Annotated in this window: 16 protein-coding genes; 5 read left to right on the plus strand and 11 right to left on the minus strand. The window is 46.6% G+C overall.

Annotated elements, in window-relative coordinates; all coding sequences use genetic code 11:
- Nucleotides 1-51 precede the first annotated feature (51 nt).
- The 5 genes from FHS60_RS01475 to FHS60_RS01495 all read right to left on the minus strand — a co-directional run bounded on the left by FHS60_RS01475 (nucleotide 52) and on the right by FHS60_RS01495 (nucleotide 3,675).
- Nucleotides 52-1,287 (minus strand): 4Fe-4S binding protein, encoded by a 1,236-nt coding sequence (locus FHS60_RS01475; protein ID WP_183694022.1) that lies wholly within the window; start codon nucleotides 1,285-1,287, stop codon nucleotides 52-54.
- Between the two features lie 10 nt (nucleotides 1,288-1,297).
- Nucleotides 1,298-1,804 (minus strand): FMN-binding protein, encoded by a 507-nt coding sequence (locus tag FHS60_RS01480; RefSeq protein WP_183694026.1) that lies wholly within the window; start codon nucleotides 1,802-1,804, stop codon nucleotides 1,298-1,300.
- Nucleotides 1,805-1,867: 63 nt separating this feature from the next.
- Nucleotides 1,868-2,905 (minus strand): 3-dehydroquinate synthase, encoded by a 1,038-nt coding sequence (aroB, locus tag FHS60_RS01485; RefSeq protein ID WP_183694029.1) that lies wholly within the window; start codon nucleotides 2,903-2,905, stop codon nucleotides 1,868-1,870.
- Between the two features lie 38 nt (nucleotides 2,906-2,943).
- Nucleotides 2,944-3,384 (minus strand): acyl-CoA thioesterase, encoded by a 441-nt coding sequence (locus tag FHS60_RS01490; protein ID WP_009347413.1) that lies wholly within the window; start codon nucleotides 3,382-3,384, stop codon nucleotides 2,944-2,946.
- Nucleotides 3,385-3,399: 15 nt separating this feature from the next.
- Nucleotides 3,400-3,675, minus strand: coding sequence for a hypothetical protein (locus FHS60_RS01495; protein WP_183694032.1), 276 nt, complete (start codon nucleotides 3,673-3,675; stop codon nucleotides 3,400-3,402).
- Between the two features lie 828 nt (nucleotides 3,676-4,503).
- Here FHS60_RS01495 and FHS60_RS01500 point away from each other — a divergent pair.
- From FHS60_RS01500 to FHS60_RS01520, 5 genes are all read left to right on the plus strand, one after another.
- Nucleotides 4,504-5,334 (plus strand): prephenate dehydratase, encoded by an 831-nt coding sequence (locus tag FHS60_RS01500; RefSeq protein ID WP_183694035.1) that lies wholly within the window; start codon nucleotides 4,504-4,506, stop codon nucleotides 5,332-5,334.
- A gap of 30 nt (nucleotides 5,335-5,364) precedes the next feature.
- Nucleotides 5,365-6,546, plus strand: coding sequence for a pyridoxal phosphate-dependent aminotransferase (locus FHS60_RS01505; protein WP_183694038.1), 1,182 nt, complete (start codon nucleotides 5,365-5,367; stop codon nucleotides 6,544-6,546).
- Nucleotides 6,547-6,570: 24 nt separating this feature from the next.
- The gene (locus tag FHS60_RS01510; RefSeq protein ID WP_183694041.1) at nucleotides 6,571-7,644 is read left to right on the plus strand and encodes a bifunctional 3-deoxy-7-phosphoheptulonate synthase/chorismate mutase type II; all 1,074 of its coding nucleotides are present in this window, start codon (nucleotides 6,571-6,573) and stop codon (nucleotides 7,642-7,644) included.
- 119 nt (nucleotides 7,645-7,763) lie between these two features.
- The gene (locus FHS60_RS01515; protein ID WP_183694045.1) at nucleotides 7,764-8,537 is read left to right on the plus strand and encodes a prephenate dehydrogenase; all 774 of its coding nucleotides are present in this window, start codon (nucleotides 7,764-7,766) and stop codon (nucleotides 8,535-8,537) included.
- 177 nt (nucleotides 8,538-8,714) lie between these two features.
- Complete coding sequence (locus FHS60_RS01520) at nucleotides 8,715-11,189, plus strand: TonB-dependent receptor domain-containing protein (protein WP_183694048.1); 2,475 nt, start codon at nucleotides 8,715-8,717, stop codon at nucleotides 11,187-11,189.
- 504 nt (nucleotides 11,190-11,693) lie between these two features.
- On the opposite strand, the gene FHS60_RS01525 is transcribed toward FHS60_RS01520, so the two are convergent.
- The 6 genes from FHS60_RS01525 to FHS60_RS01550 all read right to left on the minus strand — a co-directional run bounded on the left by FHS60_RS01525 (nucleotide 11,694) and on the right by FHS60_RS01550 (nucleotide 17,803).
- Nucleotides 11,694-12,416 (minus strand): DUF554 domain-containing protein, encoded by a 723-nt coding sequence (locus FHS60_RS01525; RefSeq protein ID WP_183694051.1) that lies wholly within the window; start codon nucleotides 12,414-12,416, stop codon nucleotides 11,694-11,696.
- A 131-nt stretch (nucleotides 12,417-12,547) separates the two neighbouring features.
- On the minus strand, nucleotides 12,548-13,105 hold the full coding sequence (locus FHS60_RS01530) for a TlpA family protein disulfide reductase (RefSeq protein WP_009347423.1): 558 nt from the start codon (nucleotides 13,103-13,105) through the stop codon (nucleotides 12,548-12,550).
- 184 nt (nucleotides 13,106-13,289) lie between these two features.
- Nucleotides 13,290-14,117, minus strand: coding sequence for a purine-nucleoside phosphorylase (locus FHS60_RS01535; RefSeq protein WP_183694054.1), 828 nt, complete (start codon nucleotides 14,115-14,117; stop codon nucleotides 13,290-13,292).
- A gap of 10 nt (nucleotides 14,118-14,127) precedes the next feature.
- Nucleotides 14,128-15,198 (minus strand): tetraacyldisaccharide 4'-kinase, encoded by a 1,071-nt coding sequence (lpxK, locus tag FHS60_RS01540; protein WP_183694057.1) that lies wholly within the window; start codon nucleotides 15,196-15,198, stop codon nucleotides 14,128-14,130.
- Nucleotides 15,199-15,215: 17 nt separating this feature from the next.
- The gene (gene sppA / locus FHS60_RS01545; protein WP_183694060.1) at nucleotides 15,216-16,976 is read right to left on the minus strand and encodes a signal peptide peptidase SppA; all 1,761 of its coding nucleotides are present in this window, start codon (nucleotides 16,974-16,976) and stop codon (nucleotides 15,216-15,218) included.
- 74 nt (nucleotides 16,977-17,050) lie between these two features.
- Nucleotides 17,051-17,803, minus strand: coding sequence for an exodeoxyribonuclease III (locus FHS60_RS01550; RefSeq protein WP_183694064.1), 753 nt, complete (start codon nucleotides 17,801-17,803; stop codon nucleotides 17,051-17,053).
- Between the last annotated feature and the right edge of the window lie 77 nt (nucleotides 17,804-17,880).

The following is a 17,880-nucleotide window of genomic DNA, read 5'->3' on the forward strand; positions in this document are numbered from 1 at the left end:
AATGACGATTGTGTTTGAAATTATGATAGTTTTAGTCGTTGTTGTGAGGCTTTATTTCTTCGCTTTCTTTGTTGGGATGGTGTTGTCTTCGGCTGTGTTGAGCAACATTCCTACAGGGCAGAGAGCTTGACACCAGATGCGCGGGGCGAAAAGGCTCAGAACAACGAATGCGACCGAGAAAATCACCACGCCGATAGGGGCACTTGTAAACATAAAGGCTGTAAACGGTTCGTAGTCTAAGATTTCCGCGCCTATACCCATCCAAAGCATCAGCAGAATAATCCCCAGTACAACTAAGCGCAGTTGTTTCATCCGGCGGAATACTTTTGCATTTACTTTGATCTTGGGAAGCGGAAGCATCCAAGCCAGTTCTTGAATACTACCATAAGGGCAAACCCACGTGCAATAGAAATTCTTACGGCCAAAATAGGGGAGCAGAACGGCAAGAGCCACCATGACGACAGCAGGTAGGGCGCCTATCCAATCAACTCCGTTCTCCATCCAGCTACGTAGGAGCGAGAGCGAAATAAACTGTCCCGTCCAAAAACCAAGTACAAGGACATTGAGCACCAACACAGTGATGCGCATGCGCTTGTTACCTCTAAACTTCCAGGCAGCAAGGATGCCGAACAACATCACGGCGATAACCGCTACCGTCTTTATCCAGCCCAACAGCGGAGCCTTACCTATTGCAGAACTTCCCGTTTCCAATGCTGAGAAAGTGGCTTGTACGTTACCGATAATTGCCCGCGATGTATAAGTAGCACCGCTTATGGCATCGACTTTCTGGCTCAGAGCTTCAGCTGGAGTCTTTCCGTTCCACACGTGGAGCAACTGTGACGCTTGCCCGAAGTAACCTTCTGTTTCCTGGTTGGCTTGTGCTGTGATGTGGAGTACTCGTCCGTCTGTGTCAGTCAGTATAAAGAGTGGTGTAGGACCTGCAAAACCGATGATATCCTTACCCCATCGCGCCGAGTTATAGAGTGTGCCGACGGATTTTCCATCACTTGTCGTTACGTCCCATATTGCTGAATCGCGCTCGGATAGAGTCGCGTTCGGATACCCCAAATCTGCTAATTCCTGCGGCGTGGGCAAGGAGTAAGTAGGTGCGGCTTCCGCCTGAGATGCAGCCTTTGCCGTGATGTCTTTCCCGAAGAGGCGACCCGACGTAAAGGCTACGGCAGCCAGCATCAAGAACACAATCATCAGCGAAACCGCTTGCGACAGAAGATCCGTCCAACGCGTTTTAGCCGCAGTGCCTTTTTGCTTATTTTTTTGAATATTCATCCGCTGGGCGTTACTTGCAATATTTGTTGTAAGCTGCAAGAGCGGCCTGTACATTCTTAATCAAAGCATTGCTGGTATAAGTAGCCCCACTGACAGCATCAACCTGCATATTGGCATCCTTCTTGGCGCTGGCATCTTTCCATTTGAGCAAACTGGCAGAGGCCATCTTGAAATATTTAGGAGTTTCCTGATTGGCCAGCGTATAGATGTGTTCCACCTTGCCCGCCTTGTTAACATAGACAAGTACGGGCGTATATCCGTTGTAGCCTGTCACTTTCTTCGCGTAAGAGGAGCTATTGATGACGTAACCTGCTTTCTGGCCGTTTAGGCTAACGCTCCAAATGCCTTTGCGTACTGAAGTGAGCTGCGCATTAGCCAGACCGAGGCGTTTCAGCTGTTCAGCGCTGGGTTGGTCGGCCGTATGGTTCAGTGAAAGGGTGGTAGTAGCTTGTGCAATCTCTGCAGTGGGCAGCGTGATACCTGCCAGTAAAACTACGATAAGTACGATTTTTTTCATTGTTATATGTTTTCTTTGTTTTTTGAATAAAAATGATGTGGGCTCTATACTTACTTATGATTTTCAGCCTTCTCGCAGAAAATCGAAGGTCTCAAAAACTTCTTCCTTCGTGACGTGCTGGTCGATGAGAATATCGCCCGCATCGCGCAGTAGGGTGAAGTTGATGACATTGCCCACATTCTTTTTGTCGTGAAGCATCAGCTGATAGAGATGTTCGTAATCGTTGCAACTAAATGGGAAGTAGCCGTAGTTTTCGCGAATGTAGCGAACTGTTTGTCGCATCTTGTCGGTGGGGAAACCTTGGGAGCAACTCAGAAAGAGTTCGCAGATGAGACCCCAAGCCACAAAGTAGCCATGAAGTCCTGTGCGTTGTTGCAGCATCGCCAGCGATTCGAGCGCATGACCGAATGTGTGTCCCAGGTTAAGGGCTTTTCGGATGCCTTTCTCCGTTGGGTCTTCAGCCACAACGGCACGTTTCACCTCGATACTTTGGCGTACCATTTCTTGGAGCTGCACAAAATTGGGCTCGCAAAGGTCGAACGCCACATGACTTGCCCACATAGCAGTATCCTTCAGCAAGGAATGTTTCAGCATCTCGGCATAACCCGAGCGCAGGTTTTGGCTGTCGAGCGAGCGCAGGAAGGAAGTGTCGATAATCACCTCTTTAGCATCGCGGAAAACGCCTATTTCGTTTTTGAAGTCATTGAAGTTCACGCCTGTCTTACCTCCAACGGCCGCGTCGACCATGGCAAGCAGCGTTGTGGGTATATTGATAAAGTCTATCCCTCGTTTGAAGGTGGAGGCAGCAAAGCCGCCGAGATCCGTGACCATACCTCCGCCCAAATTGATGAGCAGCGAGTGGCGACTGGCTTTGCGCTGTTGCAGTTCCGTCCATACTTTGCTGACAGCTTCCAATGTTTTGTTGTCGTCGCCCGCTTTGATGACGATGCTTTCCTCAAGGCCGTCGATGTTGCCAAGTAAGGGGCGGCAGAGTTGCTCCGTTGTATTATCCGTCAGTAGGAAGATGCGATCGTAAGACTCAGCGCAGAGGCGGCGCCCCTCTTTGCGGATGTCCGTTGTATAAGTGATAGTTTGTGGCATGAATGAGCGTCTTATGAGCAGTAGTACTCTGTCAGTCGTTATTTCTCAAGCGGGAATTTTGTATGTTCAAACTCCTCGATGGCACGACGGAAAGAGTCGGGGACTTCTACCGAGATTTGGTCTTTTAGTGAGAAGCACACCATGATAGAACGGCAATGGCAAACCACGCTATTGTCCTTGCGGTTGATGGCCCGTTGCTCGAGCGTGAAACTCTTACGCCCCACATGGCTCACACAAGTTTCCATGACAATATCATCACCATAGAAAACGGGAGCTATGAAGTCCGCATTGATATTAGCAATCACCGGAACGACATCCGGCGTGCCGTTGTAGATTTTCAAGACCAAATTGAAATAATCCACCTTGCCCAAATCATAGAAAGAGAAGTAGGCATTATTATTCACATGGCCGTAGCGATCAACATCGTTGAAGCGAAGCTGAATAGGGAGTTGGTGGTGGTATTTAATATCTTCTTCCATGCTGTTTCTGATCTGTTATTCATTAAAATAGTTCCGAGCCACCGCTCTGAGCCTTGCCCGGTTCACTTGTGTTTCGAGTGTGTCGACATCTACATGCAGGAGGTCGCGCAGCGCATAGATGTTGGCTTCCTCATCTGTGGGATGCTCACCGGCAGAGCGGAACAAATGGTTGCGAGCATCCACAATTTCCAACGCCTCATGCGTGTATTCGGCCGGCTCTAAGCTTTCGCGTAGAGCCATTTTGATGTAGCTTTCCAGCGCATCAACAAAATCCTGTATTTCTTCGTGCATAGTGCTGCGAAGTTAAGCAAAAGTTTGTTTTCCTCCTTTCTATTAACGTCTTTTACATGCAGAAATACGCCTAAAAGGGTACTTTCTGTCAGTGCTTTAGAGAGATTGAACGCTCTGTTTGGCGCGTATTATCTTTACATTGGCAAAACGCGAAATAGATGTTAAGGAAATAAAAACACGAGGCATTTGTTCAAAAATCCAAAGAGCAGAGCGGCGCGGAAGTATGCAAAACATGGTGTTTTGGAGGGGAAAAAGCTCGTTTCTCTCCTTTTTTTAGTGAAAAAGTCCTGTTTCTATCCGTCAGTTTCCTTATTGTGTTCGTCGATTTCCTTATTGTGTCAGCTGGCGCAATAAGGATGTCCGCGGATAGGCTTATTGTATTCACCGATAGCCTTATCGGACAGATCAGGCGAGTCGGACAGGTCTGAGAATAACTTTGCTTCAAGTTTGATTTCGAGCCATTCTCAGGTCAGTAGAATAAGAGATTTATTGACGAGGATAGGCAGAGAGCTTCATTGTCATAATGTCTTTTTAGGGAGAAAAGAGGAAAAGATAAGTATCTTTGAGGTTTCTTAGAAAAAAAACTTGTTTTTGTTTGGTGCGTCCGCATGAAGTACTACCTTTGCAGCATTAACAAGTACATTTGATAGATATATGACATCCAATAAAGGTTTTAACTTTTACTTTTATTATTACTTTGCTGAACAAGTGAAGCGGGATGTCGTATGCGTAAAATAAGGAAATGAAACCTATTAAATGTCCCGCCCGATAGAGCGGGATTTTTTATTATCCTTCAGTTCCTATCCACTACCGAAAGAAAAGAGAAAAATGAAACGAGTAGCGATACAAGGCATCAAAGGTTCTTTCCACGATATTGCAGCCCATCAGTTTTTTGCGAGCGAGGAGATAGAGCTCGTTTGCTGCGATACGTTTGAAAGTTTGTTTGCACAAACTCGGCAGGACAACGACTTGCTCGCACTGGTAGCCATAGAGAATACTATTGCAGGAAGTTTGCTCCACAACTACGAACTGCTCCAGCAGAGCGGTATGACCATCGTGGGGGAACACAAGCTCCACATAGAGCACAGTTTGATGTGTTTACCCAGCGATAGTTCCGAACTGCTGACGGAAGTGAACTCACATCCCGTGGCTTTGGCCCAATGTCGCGATTTCCTTTCCCACCGTCCCCATCTGAAAGTGGTGGAGGCCGAAGATACAGCTGGCGCGGCGGAGAAAATAGCACGGATGCAGCTCCACGGACACGCCGCTATCTGCCACGCCGATGCAGCCGAACTCTACGGTCTGAAAGTTCTGGAACGCTCCATAGAGGACAACAAGCACAACTACACCCGTTTCCTCGTGCTCAGTAATACTTGGGCCGCTGAGGCTCTGCGGAATGTTCACCACTCCACCAAAGCCTCCATCGTCTTTGCCCTGCCTCATGCCGAAGGCAGTTTGAGCCAGGTGTTGAGTATCTTTAGTTTCTATCATCTCAGCTTGACAAAGATTCAGTCGCTCCCTATCATTGGGAGAGAATGGGAATACCTTTTCTATGTCGACGTGAGCTATTCCGATTTCCACCGCTATCGCCAGAGCATAGATGCCGTGCGCCCACTGACCCGACAGTTGAGAATTCTCGGAGAATACGAAGGAAAATAAAACAGCCCCAACACATAAACTACCGCATATATGGATACTGTTCAGAAAGTCAAACCTGCCAACCGATTGACGGCTGTCAGTGAATACTACTTCTCAAGGAAATGCTTGGAAGTGGCACACATGAACTACGAAGGAAAGGATGTGGTTTCGCTCGCAATAGGGAGTCCGGACAATCCGCCCTCAAAGGAAACCATCGAAGTGCTTTGCACCGAAGCGCGCAAAGCTTCAGCCCACGGCTATCAGCCCACCCGCGGCATACCAGAACTGCGCGGAGCGATGGCCAACTTCTATGAGCGTTTCTATGGCGTTAGTCTGAATCCTAACACGGAGGTACAACCGCTCATTGGATCGAAGGAAGGCATCCTTCACGTTACGCTGGCATTCTGCAATCCAGGCGATAAAATTCTTGTGCCCAATCCTGGTTATCCCACCTATACTTCTCTGCCCACGCTGCTGGGCGTTGAGGTGGTCTACTATAATCTGAAGCCCGAGAATGATTGGCAACCCGATTTCGACGAACTGGAAAAAATGGATTTGACGGGAGTGAAGATGTTGTGGAGCAATTATCCCCACATGCCGACAGGCGCACCAGTCCTGCGGAATACTTACGAGCGTCTTGTTGACTTTGCTCGCCGTCACGCCATAGTAGTTGTCAATGATAATCCTTATAGTTTCATCCTGAACCACAAACCTATGAGCCTGCTCCAAGTGGAAGGAGCGAAGGAGCATTGTGTTGAATTCAACTCGATGTCGAAGAGCCACAATATGCCAGGCTGGCGCGTAGGAATGTGTGTGACCAACGCCGCGTGGACAAAATGGATATTGAAGATAAAGAGTAATATAGACTCCGGCACATTCCGCGCCTTGCAGTTGGCCGCCGTTCAAGCCTTCGACAACTCCGATGAATGGCACAACGAGAACAACTTCGCCACTTACGAGCGCCGTCGCCGCTTGGCTTGGCAAATCATGGACACGCTCCGCTGCCAGTACGACACCGATTCCGTGGGAATGTTCGTTTGGGGGCGCATACCTGATGATTATGTTGACGTAGAAGATCTTACGGAAAAAGTTCTCCACGAAGCCCGTGTATTTCTGGCTCCAGGTTTTATCTTTGGCAGCAACGGACGTCGTTATATCCGCATCAGTCTTTGTGCGAAAGAAGAAATGATGGCTGAAGCCCTTCGCCGAATCCAAACAGTATTTGAAAAGTAATAATAGAAATAAAGAACAACAGATATGGAACTCGAATTAGCACCTCTGAATCTGGATGGGATAGATGCCACACATCGGCCCACCATCATAGCCGGCCCTTGTTCGGCAGAGAGTGAGGAACAAGTGATGACCACTGCCAAGCAACTGGCAGCCGAGGGCATACGCATATATCGTGCGGGGGTGTGGAAACCTCGTACAAAACCCGGAGGCTTTGAAGGTCACGGAGAACCAGCTTTGGAATGGCTCAAGGAAGTACACGAGGAAGTGGGAATGCTCACAGCTACGGAAGTGGCTACCGCCTCTCATGTGGAACTGGCATTAAAGTACGGCGTCGACATCCTTTGGATAGGCGCGCGCACAATGGCCAATCCCTTTGCTGTTCAGGAACTGGCCGATAGTTTGAAAGGTGTGGATGTTCCCGTCCTTTGTAAAAACCCCGTCAATCCTGATTTGGAGCTCTGGATAGGCGGTCTGCTCCGCTTCAATCAAGCTGGCTTGAAACGCTTGGGCGTTATCCATCGCGGTTTCTCAACCTACGAGCAAAGCCTCTACCGCAATCTGCCCATGTGGCACGTACCTATTGAGTTGCGTCGCCGCATTCCCAATCTGCCCATCTTTGGTGATCCCAGTCATATAGGCGGTCGCCGCGAACTCATTGCTCCGCTCTCTCAGCAAGCTATGGATCTCGGTTTCGATGGCTTGATTATCGAATCGCACTGTAATCCCGATGCTGCGTGGAGCGACGCCAAGCAACAAGTGACACCCGATGTGCTCGACTTTATCCTTGACAAACTCGTGATTCGCGACTCTGCCGCGTCCACGGAGAACCTCGAAGCACTCCGCAAGCAGATTGACCACATCGACAATGACCTCATCCGCCTGCTGGCAAAACGTATGCGCGTCAGCAGAGAGATTGGCGCTTACAAGAAGGACCACAATATGACCATCGTGCAAACGGCGCGCTACAGTGAGATTATCAACAAGCGCGGTGCACAAGGTGTGTTGAGCGGAATGTCGAACGATTTTATGAAAACCGTTTTTGAAGCCATCCACGAAGAAAGCGTGCGCCAGCAAGTGGAGATATTGAATCGAGAATAGGAAGGAGAAAATGCTCGCTCTCTCTCTCTTGCATGCGAAAGGAAGCAGCGTGTTCTTTGTTGTGTCTTAGAAGCCATCTATTGCGTTGAAGAGATGGTGAAGAATGTATAATTAGAAATATGAGAATTTTAGTTTTAGGTGCTGGCAAGATGGGGTCGTTTTTTGTTGACCTTCTTAGTTTTGAGCACGAAACAGCAGTGTACGATGTCAATCCAAAGCGGTTGCGCTTCATGTATAACACGCAACGCTTCACGCAGTTGGAAGAAATCGATGCGTTTAAGCCCGAACTCGTTATCAATGCTGTGACGCTGAAATATACCCTGAGCGTTTTCGAGGAAGTGCTACCGCATCTCACGCCCGACTGCATTATCTCCGATATAGCTTCGGTGAAAACAGGGCTACATGAATTCTACGAAAAGTGCGGACAACGTTATGTTAGCACACACCCCATGTTTGGCCCGACATTTGCCAATTTAGGAAAATTGGCAGAAGAGAACGCCATCATTATCAATGAGGGCGACTATATGGGGCGTATCTTCTTTCGCGATTTGTACAGTCGGCTCGGTTTGCACATCTGCGAATATACGTTCGACGAACACGATGAAACGGTGGCTTACTCTTTATCCATTCCGTTTGTCTCTACTTTCACCTTTGCTGCAGTAATGAAGCACCAAGATGCACCAGGTACCACCTTCAAACGCCATTTGGCCATTGCTCGCGGGGTGCTTAGTGAGGACGACACGCTCCTGCGCGAAATTTTGTTTAACCCGCGCACAGGACGGCAGGTAGAGAAAATCCGGACAGAACTCAAGGAATTGCTCGAAATCATCGACCGCCGCGACGAAGACGGCCTAAATGCCTACCTCTGTCGCATTCGCAAAAATATCAAATAGCAATACAATTCTTATCCAGCAAGGGATTTGTCGAAACGTTGGTTTATTCGGCAAATCCCTTGCTTTTGTTTGTGTGATTGATACAGTTTCCTGTTTTTTATATTTTTTTATTTGTAGATTTTTGCATCAAGATGGAATCGCCTTTATCTTTGCAGCAATGATTCAAAGATCTTTTTTATGAAAAAAATATTTTTGATAGCTATTCTACTATCTTCTTCTATATTTGCTACGGCACAAGTAGCCGGTGGTTATACTATTCATGGTGTTGTACAGGACTCACTGAGCCAACATAAAGAGCCTTATGCTACAGTACGCCTCTTTCGCAAAGGAGAGATAAAGCCTTTGGTTGTGGCGACTACGGATACCAGTGGTAAGTTTACCTTACACTATGCAAAACCAGGAACATACATCTTGCAAACAGCCATTATTGGCAAGTTGCCAACAAAGAAAGAATTGGTGCTGGATGCAGACAAAGTGGTTGAACTCGGTACTATTCTGACCCAAGATGCTGGAAAGTCGTTGGCTACGGCAGAAGTGGTAGCTGCTCGTCCGTTGGTGAAAAGTCAGATAGACCGTTTGGTTTACAGTATGAGTGACGATCCCGATGCACAGACGAATACCATGTTGGAAATGCTTCGGAAGGTGCCTCTCGTTACAGTAGATGGGCAAGACAATATAACCGTTAATGGGAAAGCGAACTTTAAGGTTTACGTCAACGGAAAGCCCAACAAGATGATGAGCGATAATCCGTCGGTGGTTCTGAAGAGTTTTCCCGCCAGCGTAGTAAAGAAAGTGGAAGTTATCACCGATCCTGGTGCAAAATATGATGCGGAAGGCACATCGGGCATACTGAATATTGTCACGGCAACGGAGGCAACAACGAGTGGTTATACTGTAACGCCCACACTTTCTTGGAGCAATAGAGGATGGGGAGGAAATATTTTTGGTATGGTGCAGATAGGCAAACTGACGCTTTCTGCGCATGGTGGTGTAAATGGGCAAAATTCGTTGCGCAGTACGACGGAATCGGAACGTGAACTCTTTCATGATCCTGTTAATCATTTATTGAGGACAACAAGCGAGTTCTCCAATCGTGGAACCTATGGCTTCGGTGGCTTAGATGCCAGCTATGATATTTCGAAGCATGATTTGCTGAGTGTTAGTAGTAGTATTTATGCTGGCAGACAGAAGGGACATGGCCTTTCTTCAACATTCTTGACGGGGAATGCAGGGACTGTTTATTCTTATGACAATGTGAACCATAGAGACAGTCGATATCATGGGATAAATACCAGTGTGGACTATCAGCATCAGTTTGGTAAAGAAAATCAGAACTTGACTTTTTCTTATCGGTTTAGTTCGGATTTGAGAAACAATAAAACTCTCAATGTTTACGACAATTTGCAAAGCGTGCCTTTCGTGCTAAAAGATCGCCGTATCGACCCTGATAATAAATCGCAAGAACACACAGCACAGATCGACTTTACCTCTCCGCTCGGAGAGAATCATACGCTGTCTGTCGGGGCAAAATACATCTATCGCCTTAATCGTTCTGATAATGAGGAGTACTCTCGTTTGGCAGGAACAGCAACAGATTTCTTACCTGATGTCGCTCAAAGCTTGCTTTATCGCCATCGTACGGACATTTCGGCGGGCTACACGGAATACATCTATAGGTTGAAACGTTTCTCTCTCCGTTCGGGGCTTCGTTTTGAGAGTTCTCATATTCGTGTGACCTATCCCAATGGGACTCGTGCGGCTTTTTCAACGCGGCTCAATGACTGGGTTCCCAGTTTGAATCTGGGCTATAATCTAACCGATACACAGCTACTTCGTCTTGGCTATAACTTGCGTATCGGTCGTCCAGATATTTACTATCTTTCTCCGTATGTTAATCATCTTTCCCCTGAGAAAATAAGCTATGGTAACCCCAATCTGGAGAGTGAGACAGCACATAATTTTCAACTGAATTATAGTCTGTTTAGTCAAAAGTTTAGTGTTAATTTTTCTGCAACTTATTCTACATCGTATAATGGTTTGACATTCTATAGTTTTATGAAAGATGGTGTGGAGCATTCAACAAGTGGCAATTTCCTACATTCTAAGCAATGGAGCTTTGATACTTATCTGAATGTAAACCCATGGAAATCGACAGCTTTTACATTGAACGGAAATCTGAAATACTCAGATTTGAAATCTTATAGGACAAGCGACCATAATTATGGCTTTTCGGGCAATTTCTTTGCGATGCTTCGACAAGACTTACCCTGGAAACTAAAATTTGGTCTTGGTGTAGGTGCTAATTGGAACGATATAAGTCTACAAGGACAAAGTTCTAAATTCAAATACTATTTTCTGAATCTTTCGCGCTCTTTTCTTGAGGAAGACCGTTTAACGGTTACACTCAATGGTTTCAATATTTTCAATCCTCGACAAACATTCAATAATACAACCCAGACAGCGATGTTTCGAAGTTCGACAAGTTCTGTGCTTCACGGCTTTTCGAGAATTTCGCTTGGCATTAGTTGGCGCTTCGGCAAACTACGAGCAGTGGTGAAGAAAACGGCTCGAAGCATTGAAAATTCAGATGTTAAGACGGGTAGTACCTCACAAGAGAATGGTTCTAATATGGGCAAATCCAGAGGCAATTAAACTCACGGACAGATGTGAGCGGTTTTATTATCTCCTTCTGTGAGGAGAAGCATGGATGGAATCTGATCAAGCGTCTATATCCTTATTGCGTTTTCAGATACAATAAGGATATCCGCTGACATTCTTATTGCGCCAGCTCATTCCCTTATTGTAATGGAGCATACAATAAAGGAATCAGAGGAGGAGGTCTATCTCCTCCTCCCTATATCTTATTTTTGTGTTGTCACGTTGTCATGTCGTCACACTTTGAGTATAACTAATTGAAAACGTTTGTATTATCCGCGTGACAACAGTGTGACAACAAATTTTTACTGTCACCTTGTTGTCACGCGCTTAAGCGTTTGTCTATCAACTCTTTTCACGCTCCGTGACAACGTGACAACAAAAATAAGTTTTTTTCTAGGAGGAGAGAGTGATGGATACAGTCGGTGGAGTTGCCAATAGACATATATCCTCTTCTATCAAAAGGGCAGAGAAATTTTATATGAGATGTGAAAAGAGAATTTAGAACAAACTGCGAATGCAAAGATAAATCATAGGGAGCAAGAGAGAGGGGAGGAGATTGACCGTCTTGCAGTCCTTGATATGGAGAACACCCAGACCTGCTGCAGCAATAAGAACACCGCCCACGATGTTGGTCTCGGTGATGATTTGTGCGCTTAGAGAGTCGGGTGACATAGAGATAGAGCCTTTGAACAACCACCCAATGAAATAGAAGAACGACATCCAAAGCAACACGGGGATGCTGGAGAGCGCCGAGCCAAAGCCGTAAGTGGACGCCACGATGACGAGAGTGACAAAATCGAGCGTAGCGTTGGTATAGAGGTAGGTGTCATCGCCATAGATAGCGCTAAGGATGGGGCCCATCATGGCAAGTGTGCCCACGCAGCAGAGCAGCGTGGCTGTCGTAATACCTTCGGCCACCGAAGGGGCACCATCTATTTTCGGCTTTTTGCGCTGCAATTTTTTGCTGGCGCGTTCCATATTACCGTCAAGATTTAGCATGGTGCCGATGAGGCCACCAGCCGCAAGACAAAAGATGAATAGTACGGGGTTATCACTCTTGCTCATATTTTGCATGGCTACATTGATCCCCATCACTAAGACGGCGATACCCATACCCGTGGCGAGGGCATTGAGATACTTTACGTTGAGGCTTCGCTTAGTGATAGAACCAACAAAGCCACCTGCAATGATGGCTAAAACATTGATAAAAATTGCTAGCATAGTTTTGATTTTGGCGCGAAGATACAACTATTTTGTAGAAATAAATATGAGCGTTAACTGCGGGATATGAAAAACACGGAAAGAACAATTTTGTTCTTTCCGTGTTTTATAGCAGAGGAAGTTGTAGTTATTTATTTGGAAATTGCAACTTCGAGATTGTTCTGAATAACATCGTTGCCAGGGTATCCGCCTTCGGTGAGGTTGGAGAAACCTACGCTACCGTCCTTATTGAGCAGGACATAAGCAGGAATACCAGGAATGTTGAGATCAGTGCATAGGTTTTGCCACTGTTGTTTTGTGAGGCGGTAGTGATCCCCAGAGATGCTAGGAATCATAGCCTGCCATTTATCTTGAGGTGAGGTTTCGCCTGTGAGATAAACAAAGACAACGCCCTTGTTTTGATAGGTGGGTTTGATGGCGTCAATATCCTTGAGTGCTGCGCGGCAGGGAGGACACCAAGTGGCCCAAATGTCGATGAGGACAACTTTATTGGGATAGTTGGCTTTGATGGCATCAATGATGGCTTGTCCGCCCGTGATGCTTGTCGGGACTATTTTTACTGTAGAGGGAACGCCCGTAGTTGTCTCTACCTGTGTAACTTCTGCTGCTTCAGCTTTTGGAGCTGTACGTGCACAACTGGTGGTTGTGAAACTCAGTACAGTAGCCATGAGAATCAGAATCTTTTTCATTTTGTTCTTTCTTTTATTGTAATGTATAGTAAGCGCAATAATGTGCACACTTATAGGTAAGACGGATATAGCATGGGAATGTTACAGTGGGCAACTCTCCTTGGTTGCTTTGTCCCTTTGGTGGGATAAGTCAATATGGGTAGAGTTGCACACATTCCTTGTGCTCTATATCCAGCCGCGCACGTTAATCAATGCGTTTTACCATTTCGCGGAAAATGTCGGCCATAATAGGCTGCACTGCGTCAGCGGCGCGCTGCACTTCCTCGTGAGTGATGTTTACAATTTTTCCCTCAACGCCCAAATCGGTGATGACACTCACGCCAAAGCAGCGAATGCCAGCGTGGCGGGCAACAATGACTTCGGGGACTGTACTCATGCCGACAGCATCAGCACCGAGGATGCGATACATTTTATATTCTGCTGGCGTTTCATAGGTAGGACCTTGATCGGCAAGATAAACGCCTTCGACAACTTTGATTCCTTTTTCACGCGCAATGGTGCGTGCCATGTCAAGATACTCATGGTCATATGCTTCGTGCATATCCGGGAAACGAGGACCACCAGGATAGTTTGGGCCATTGAGTGGATGTTCAGGTTGGAAGTTGATATGATCTGTGATAAGCATCAAGTCGCCAATCTCGAAGTCTGGATTTGTACCTCCGCTGGCGTTGCTGACAAAGAGAGAACGGATGCCGAGTTCTGCCATAACGCGTTGGGGGAAAGTGACCTGTTGCATGTTGTATCCCTCATAGTAGTGGAAACGTCCCTCAAGGGCCATTACTTCTTTGCCGCCGAGGTGGCCGAAAAGAAGGCGACCGCTGTGTCCTTCCACTGTTGAAACAGGGAAATTGGGGATTTTGTTGTAGGGAATCTCGTCTACGATGTCAATTTCTTCAGCCAAGTGGCCGAGTCCAGTACCGAGAACGATAGCAGTGCGGGGACGCAACTGTGTGTTTTCCTTAATCCATTGTGCAGTCTCTTTAACTTGTTCGATGTAATTTTTAATGTCCATATTTTTATGATTATTTATTGTGTTTGTCGATATATGAAAAGATGAGTTTCTTAAAGGCTGGTTCTCCTCCCAGGAGGAAGTCGACTTCAAAGGGGAGGGCGAAGAGGTGAACTTTTAGTAGCGCACTGAGTCCTGTCATATCGCGTAAGCGAGGAGCATCTTTTTCCGTTGTGATAGCTAGGCAGGGAGGCTCCCACAGCTCTTTGAAAGTTTTGTTGATGCGATTGATGTCGCTATCGCTGAAAGTGTGATGATCTGGAAACGTTAGTGGAGTGACTTCCGCACCTTCTTCTTCCAATTGTTTGAACATGGGTTCTGGACGCGCAATACCTGTGATAGCCAGAACGCGACTTCCTTGCAATGCTCCCTCAGATTCAGCTCCAAAGACAGGGTAGGGATGGCGGTAGCGAAAGGTGGTGAAGAACAAATGTTGCTCTGGTTGTAAGTGCAACTCTCGCCGAATGACTGCTGCTTCTTGCCTGCTTAGATCTTCTGGGCACTTCGTTACAATGATGATATTACTGCGTTTTGCTCCTTGGGGAGCTTCGCGCAACCGCCCTGCGGGGAGAATGAGATCGCGGGTATAGAGTCGCGAATAGTCGGTGAGCAAAATGTTGAGCCCTGCTTGCACATAGCGATGTTGCAAAGCATCGTCGAGAATGATTACTTCAGGGACGGGGGAACTTGAGAGTAGTTGCTGAATACCTCGCCGCCGATTTTCATCAACAGCCACTGCCACGCAAGGAAATTTATGCTTCATTTGTAGCGGTTCGTCACCGCTTTCAGCAGCAGTACTTTCTTGTTCTACCATTCTAAACCCCTTGCTCTTTCTACCATATCCACGACTAAGCGTGGCAACACGGAACTGTTGCTCCAAGAGGCGGATCAAGTACTCCGTATGAGGTGTTTTTCCCGTTCCGCCTACAGCAAGATTCCCTACTGCGATAACTGGTATAGAGAAACGCTGCTGAGGTAGCCACCCCCAATCGAACGCTTTGTTTCGTAGGGTTGTTACAAACTCGTAGAGCCAACTTACAGGAAGCAGCCACGGCCATAATCGAGGGTGGGGCAGGGGGCGCATGAAATTGTCGGAGTGCTTTATTTTAGATTAGGCTCAAAGAACATTCGCGCTTGGAGCGCATCTCGACCTCTGATACTTTCTGCAAAGCGCAGAGGATCATAGTATGTGCCCAATACAGTTTTCAATTTACGTTCCAGATAGTCTTCTTGTACGTTAGAAAGAAGGCTACTGAAGAAGTCCGTTTCAATGTCGGATGCTATTACTTCGTAGTCGATGAGCTTGGCGCGCTTAGCAGCTTCTGCAATAGCATCGTCAAGTGTTCCTAACCGATCGACAAGTTTGAGCGCTAACGCTTGTTGACCTGTCCATACACGTCCTTGACCAATCTCATTAACGCGTTGTTCTGTCATATGTCGGCCAGCTGCTACACGACTAATGAAAAGTTTGTATCCTCGGTCAACATAGGCCTGCATAGCTGCGCCTGCTGCTGGAGAAAGATGGCCCGTTGCAGGCTCAAGGTCGTAAGCTTTGTTGGTGCTTACTGCATCGAAATGTAAGCCGAGTTTCCCTTCGAGCAAGCCAGAAGCATCAGGAATCATACCGAAAATTCCGATGCTACCAGTGAGTGTTGTAGGTTCGGAAATGATGTAATCGGCACCGCAACTAATGTAGTAGCCGCCGCTGGCAGCATAGCCGCCCATAGAAACAATGACGGGTTTCTTCTTTTTGAGCAATTCGACAGCGTGCCAAATTTGTTCGGAGGCATAAGCAGAACCTCCAGGTGAATTCACACGAAGTACAACGGCTTTTACTTTCTTATCGTTGGCAAGAGCATCTAAATCTTCAACAACATTTTTACCGATGATTTGTTCACCATTCAGTCCGCTCATATTACCTTCCGCTCCAAAAATTTCTCCCGAAGCATAATAGACAACAATTTTGGAGGACGAAGAGCCTTCGTCATAGAGTTTTGCTAGTTCAGAGGCTTCGACAAGATTCACTTTCTTTCCGCCGAGCTGATTACGCAGGATTTGGCGTACTTCATCAATATAGGCCAAACCATCCACGAGTTTCTGCTTCACATAACTGCTCGGTTCTGCCAAAGCTTGGTAGCGATCGGCGTAAGCATTCAGGCTATCGGTGGAGATTCGTCGCGACGCAGATACTTCCTTGCAGATGTTCCCCCATAGGTTGTTGAGCATGGATTGCGTCATTTCGCGATTGGCGGGGCTCATACCTGATAGCATATAAGGTTCAACGGCACTCTTATAAGTACCAACGCGGAAAATTTGCATCTTGACGCCTACTTTCTCCATGAGGTCTTTGTAAAAGACGGGTTGAGAGGAGAGACCGTGCCAGTCCAGCATTCCGTTTGGATTGACCAATACTTTGTCGGCCACAGACGCCACATAGTAAGCTCCCTGTGTATAGCTCTCGCCGTAGGCAATGATAAACTTACCACTCTCTTTGAAGTCTGAAAGAGCTTTTCGCAGTTCTTGCAACGTGGCAAAATCGGACTGAAGCATACCTCCTTCAATGTAGATACCCTTTATATCTTCGTCTTCGCCTGCCACTTTGATGGCTTTGATAATATTGTCAAGCCCTTGTTGTTCGGCTAAATCGTTGCTGAAGAATATAGCCCAAGGATTACTAGTGGCGCGCTCTGAAATGGTTCCTGAAAGGGAAATTCTCAAAATGCTATTGTCTTCAATCATTGGCTTTTGGTTACTGGAAAGTGCCAACGAGACGAGCATCATGAACCCCATAAAGAAAGAGAAAATCCCTACGAGCATAATGCCGACAACAGTTGCTAAAACATATTTGAAAAAATCTTTCATAGCTTGTTCTTAAAAATGGGCGGATAAATAAGAGGGAAGTATCCCCCGTTTGTCCTTTCTTGGTGATATGTGGATTACTTTAATACAACTTCAACGGGGCAATGGTCAGAACCAAATATCTCATTGTGGATAGAAGCTGAAACTAACTTATCGTTCAGACAATTCGATACCAGGAAATAGTCGATACGCCACCCCGCATTCTTTTCTCGAGCACGGAAGCGATAGGACCACCATGAGTAGGCACCTGTCAAGTCGGGGTTGAAAAAGCGAAACGTATCCGTAAAGCCTGCATTGAGAAGCTGCGTCATCTTCTCGCGCTCTTCATCCGTAAAACCTGCATTGCGACGATTTGTCTTTGGATTTTTAAGATCAATTTCTTGATGGGCTACATTTAAGTCGCCGCACACAATAACAGGCTTTTTTTTGTTCAATTCCAGGAGATATTCTCGGAAAGCATCTTCCCATGTCATGCGATAGTCGAGGCGGCGTAGTTCATCTTGAGAGTTAGGGGTATAAACAGTGATCAGGAAAAAGTCGTCCATTTCCAGCGTGATAACACGTCCCTCATGGTCGTGTTCCTCATGGCCCAATCCGTAAGTCACATTGAGCGGATGGTGCTTTGTAAAGATGGCTGTTCCAGAATAGCCTTTTTTCTCAGCATAATTCCAGTAGCTTTCGTACCCTTCAAAGTCAATATCGAGTTGTCCCGCCTGCATTTTTGTTTCTTGCAAGCAGAAGAAGTCAGCGTCAAGGTTTCTAAAAGCATCGCGGAAGCCTTTTCCGTCGCAGGCTCTTAGTCCGTTTACATTCCAAGATATAAATTTCATTCGTTTTTTATAGGTGTAAGAGTTCACATCCTCTGCAATGAGAGGGCGAAATTCAGGTTTGAGAGAGTACAAAAATA

Source organism: Alloprevotella rava, from assembly GCF_014195585.1.
In the GTDB taxonomy this organism is placed as follows: domain Bacteria; phylum Bacteroidota; class Bacteroidia; order Bacteroidales; family Bacteroidaceae; genus Alloprevotella; species Alloprevotella rava.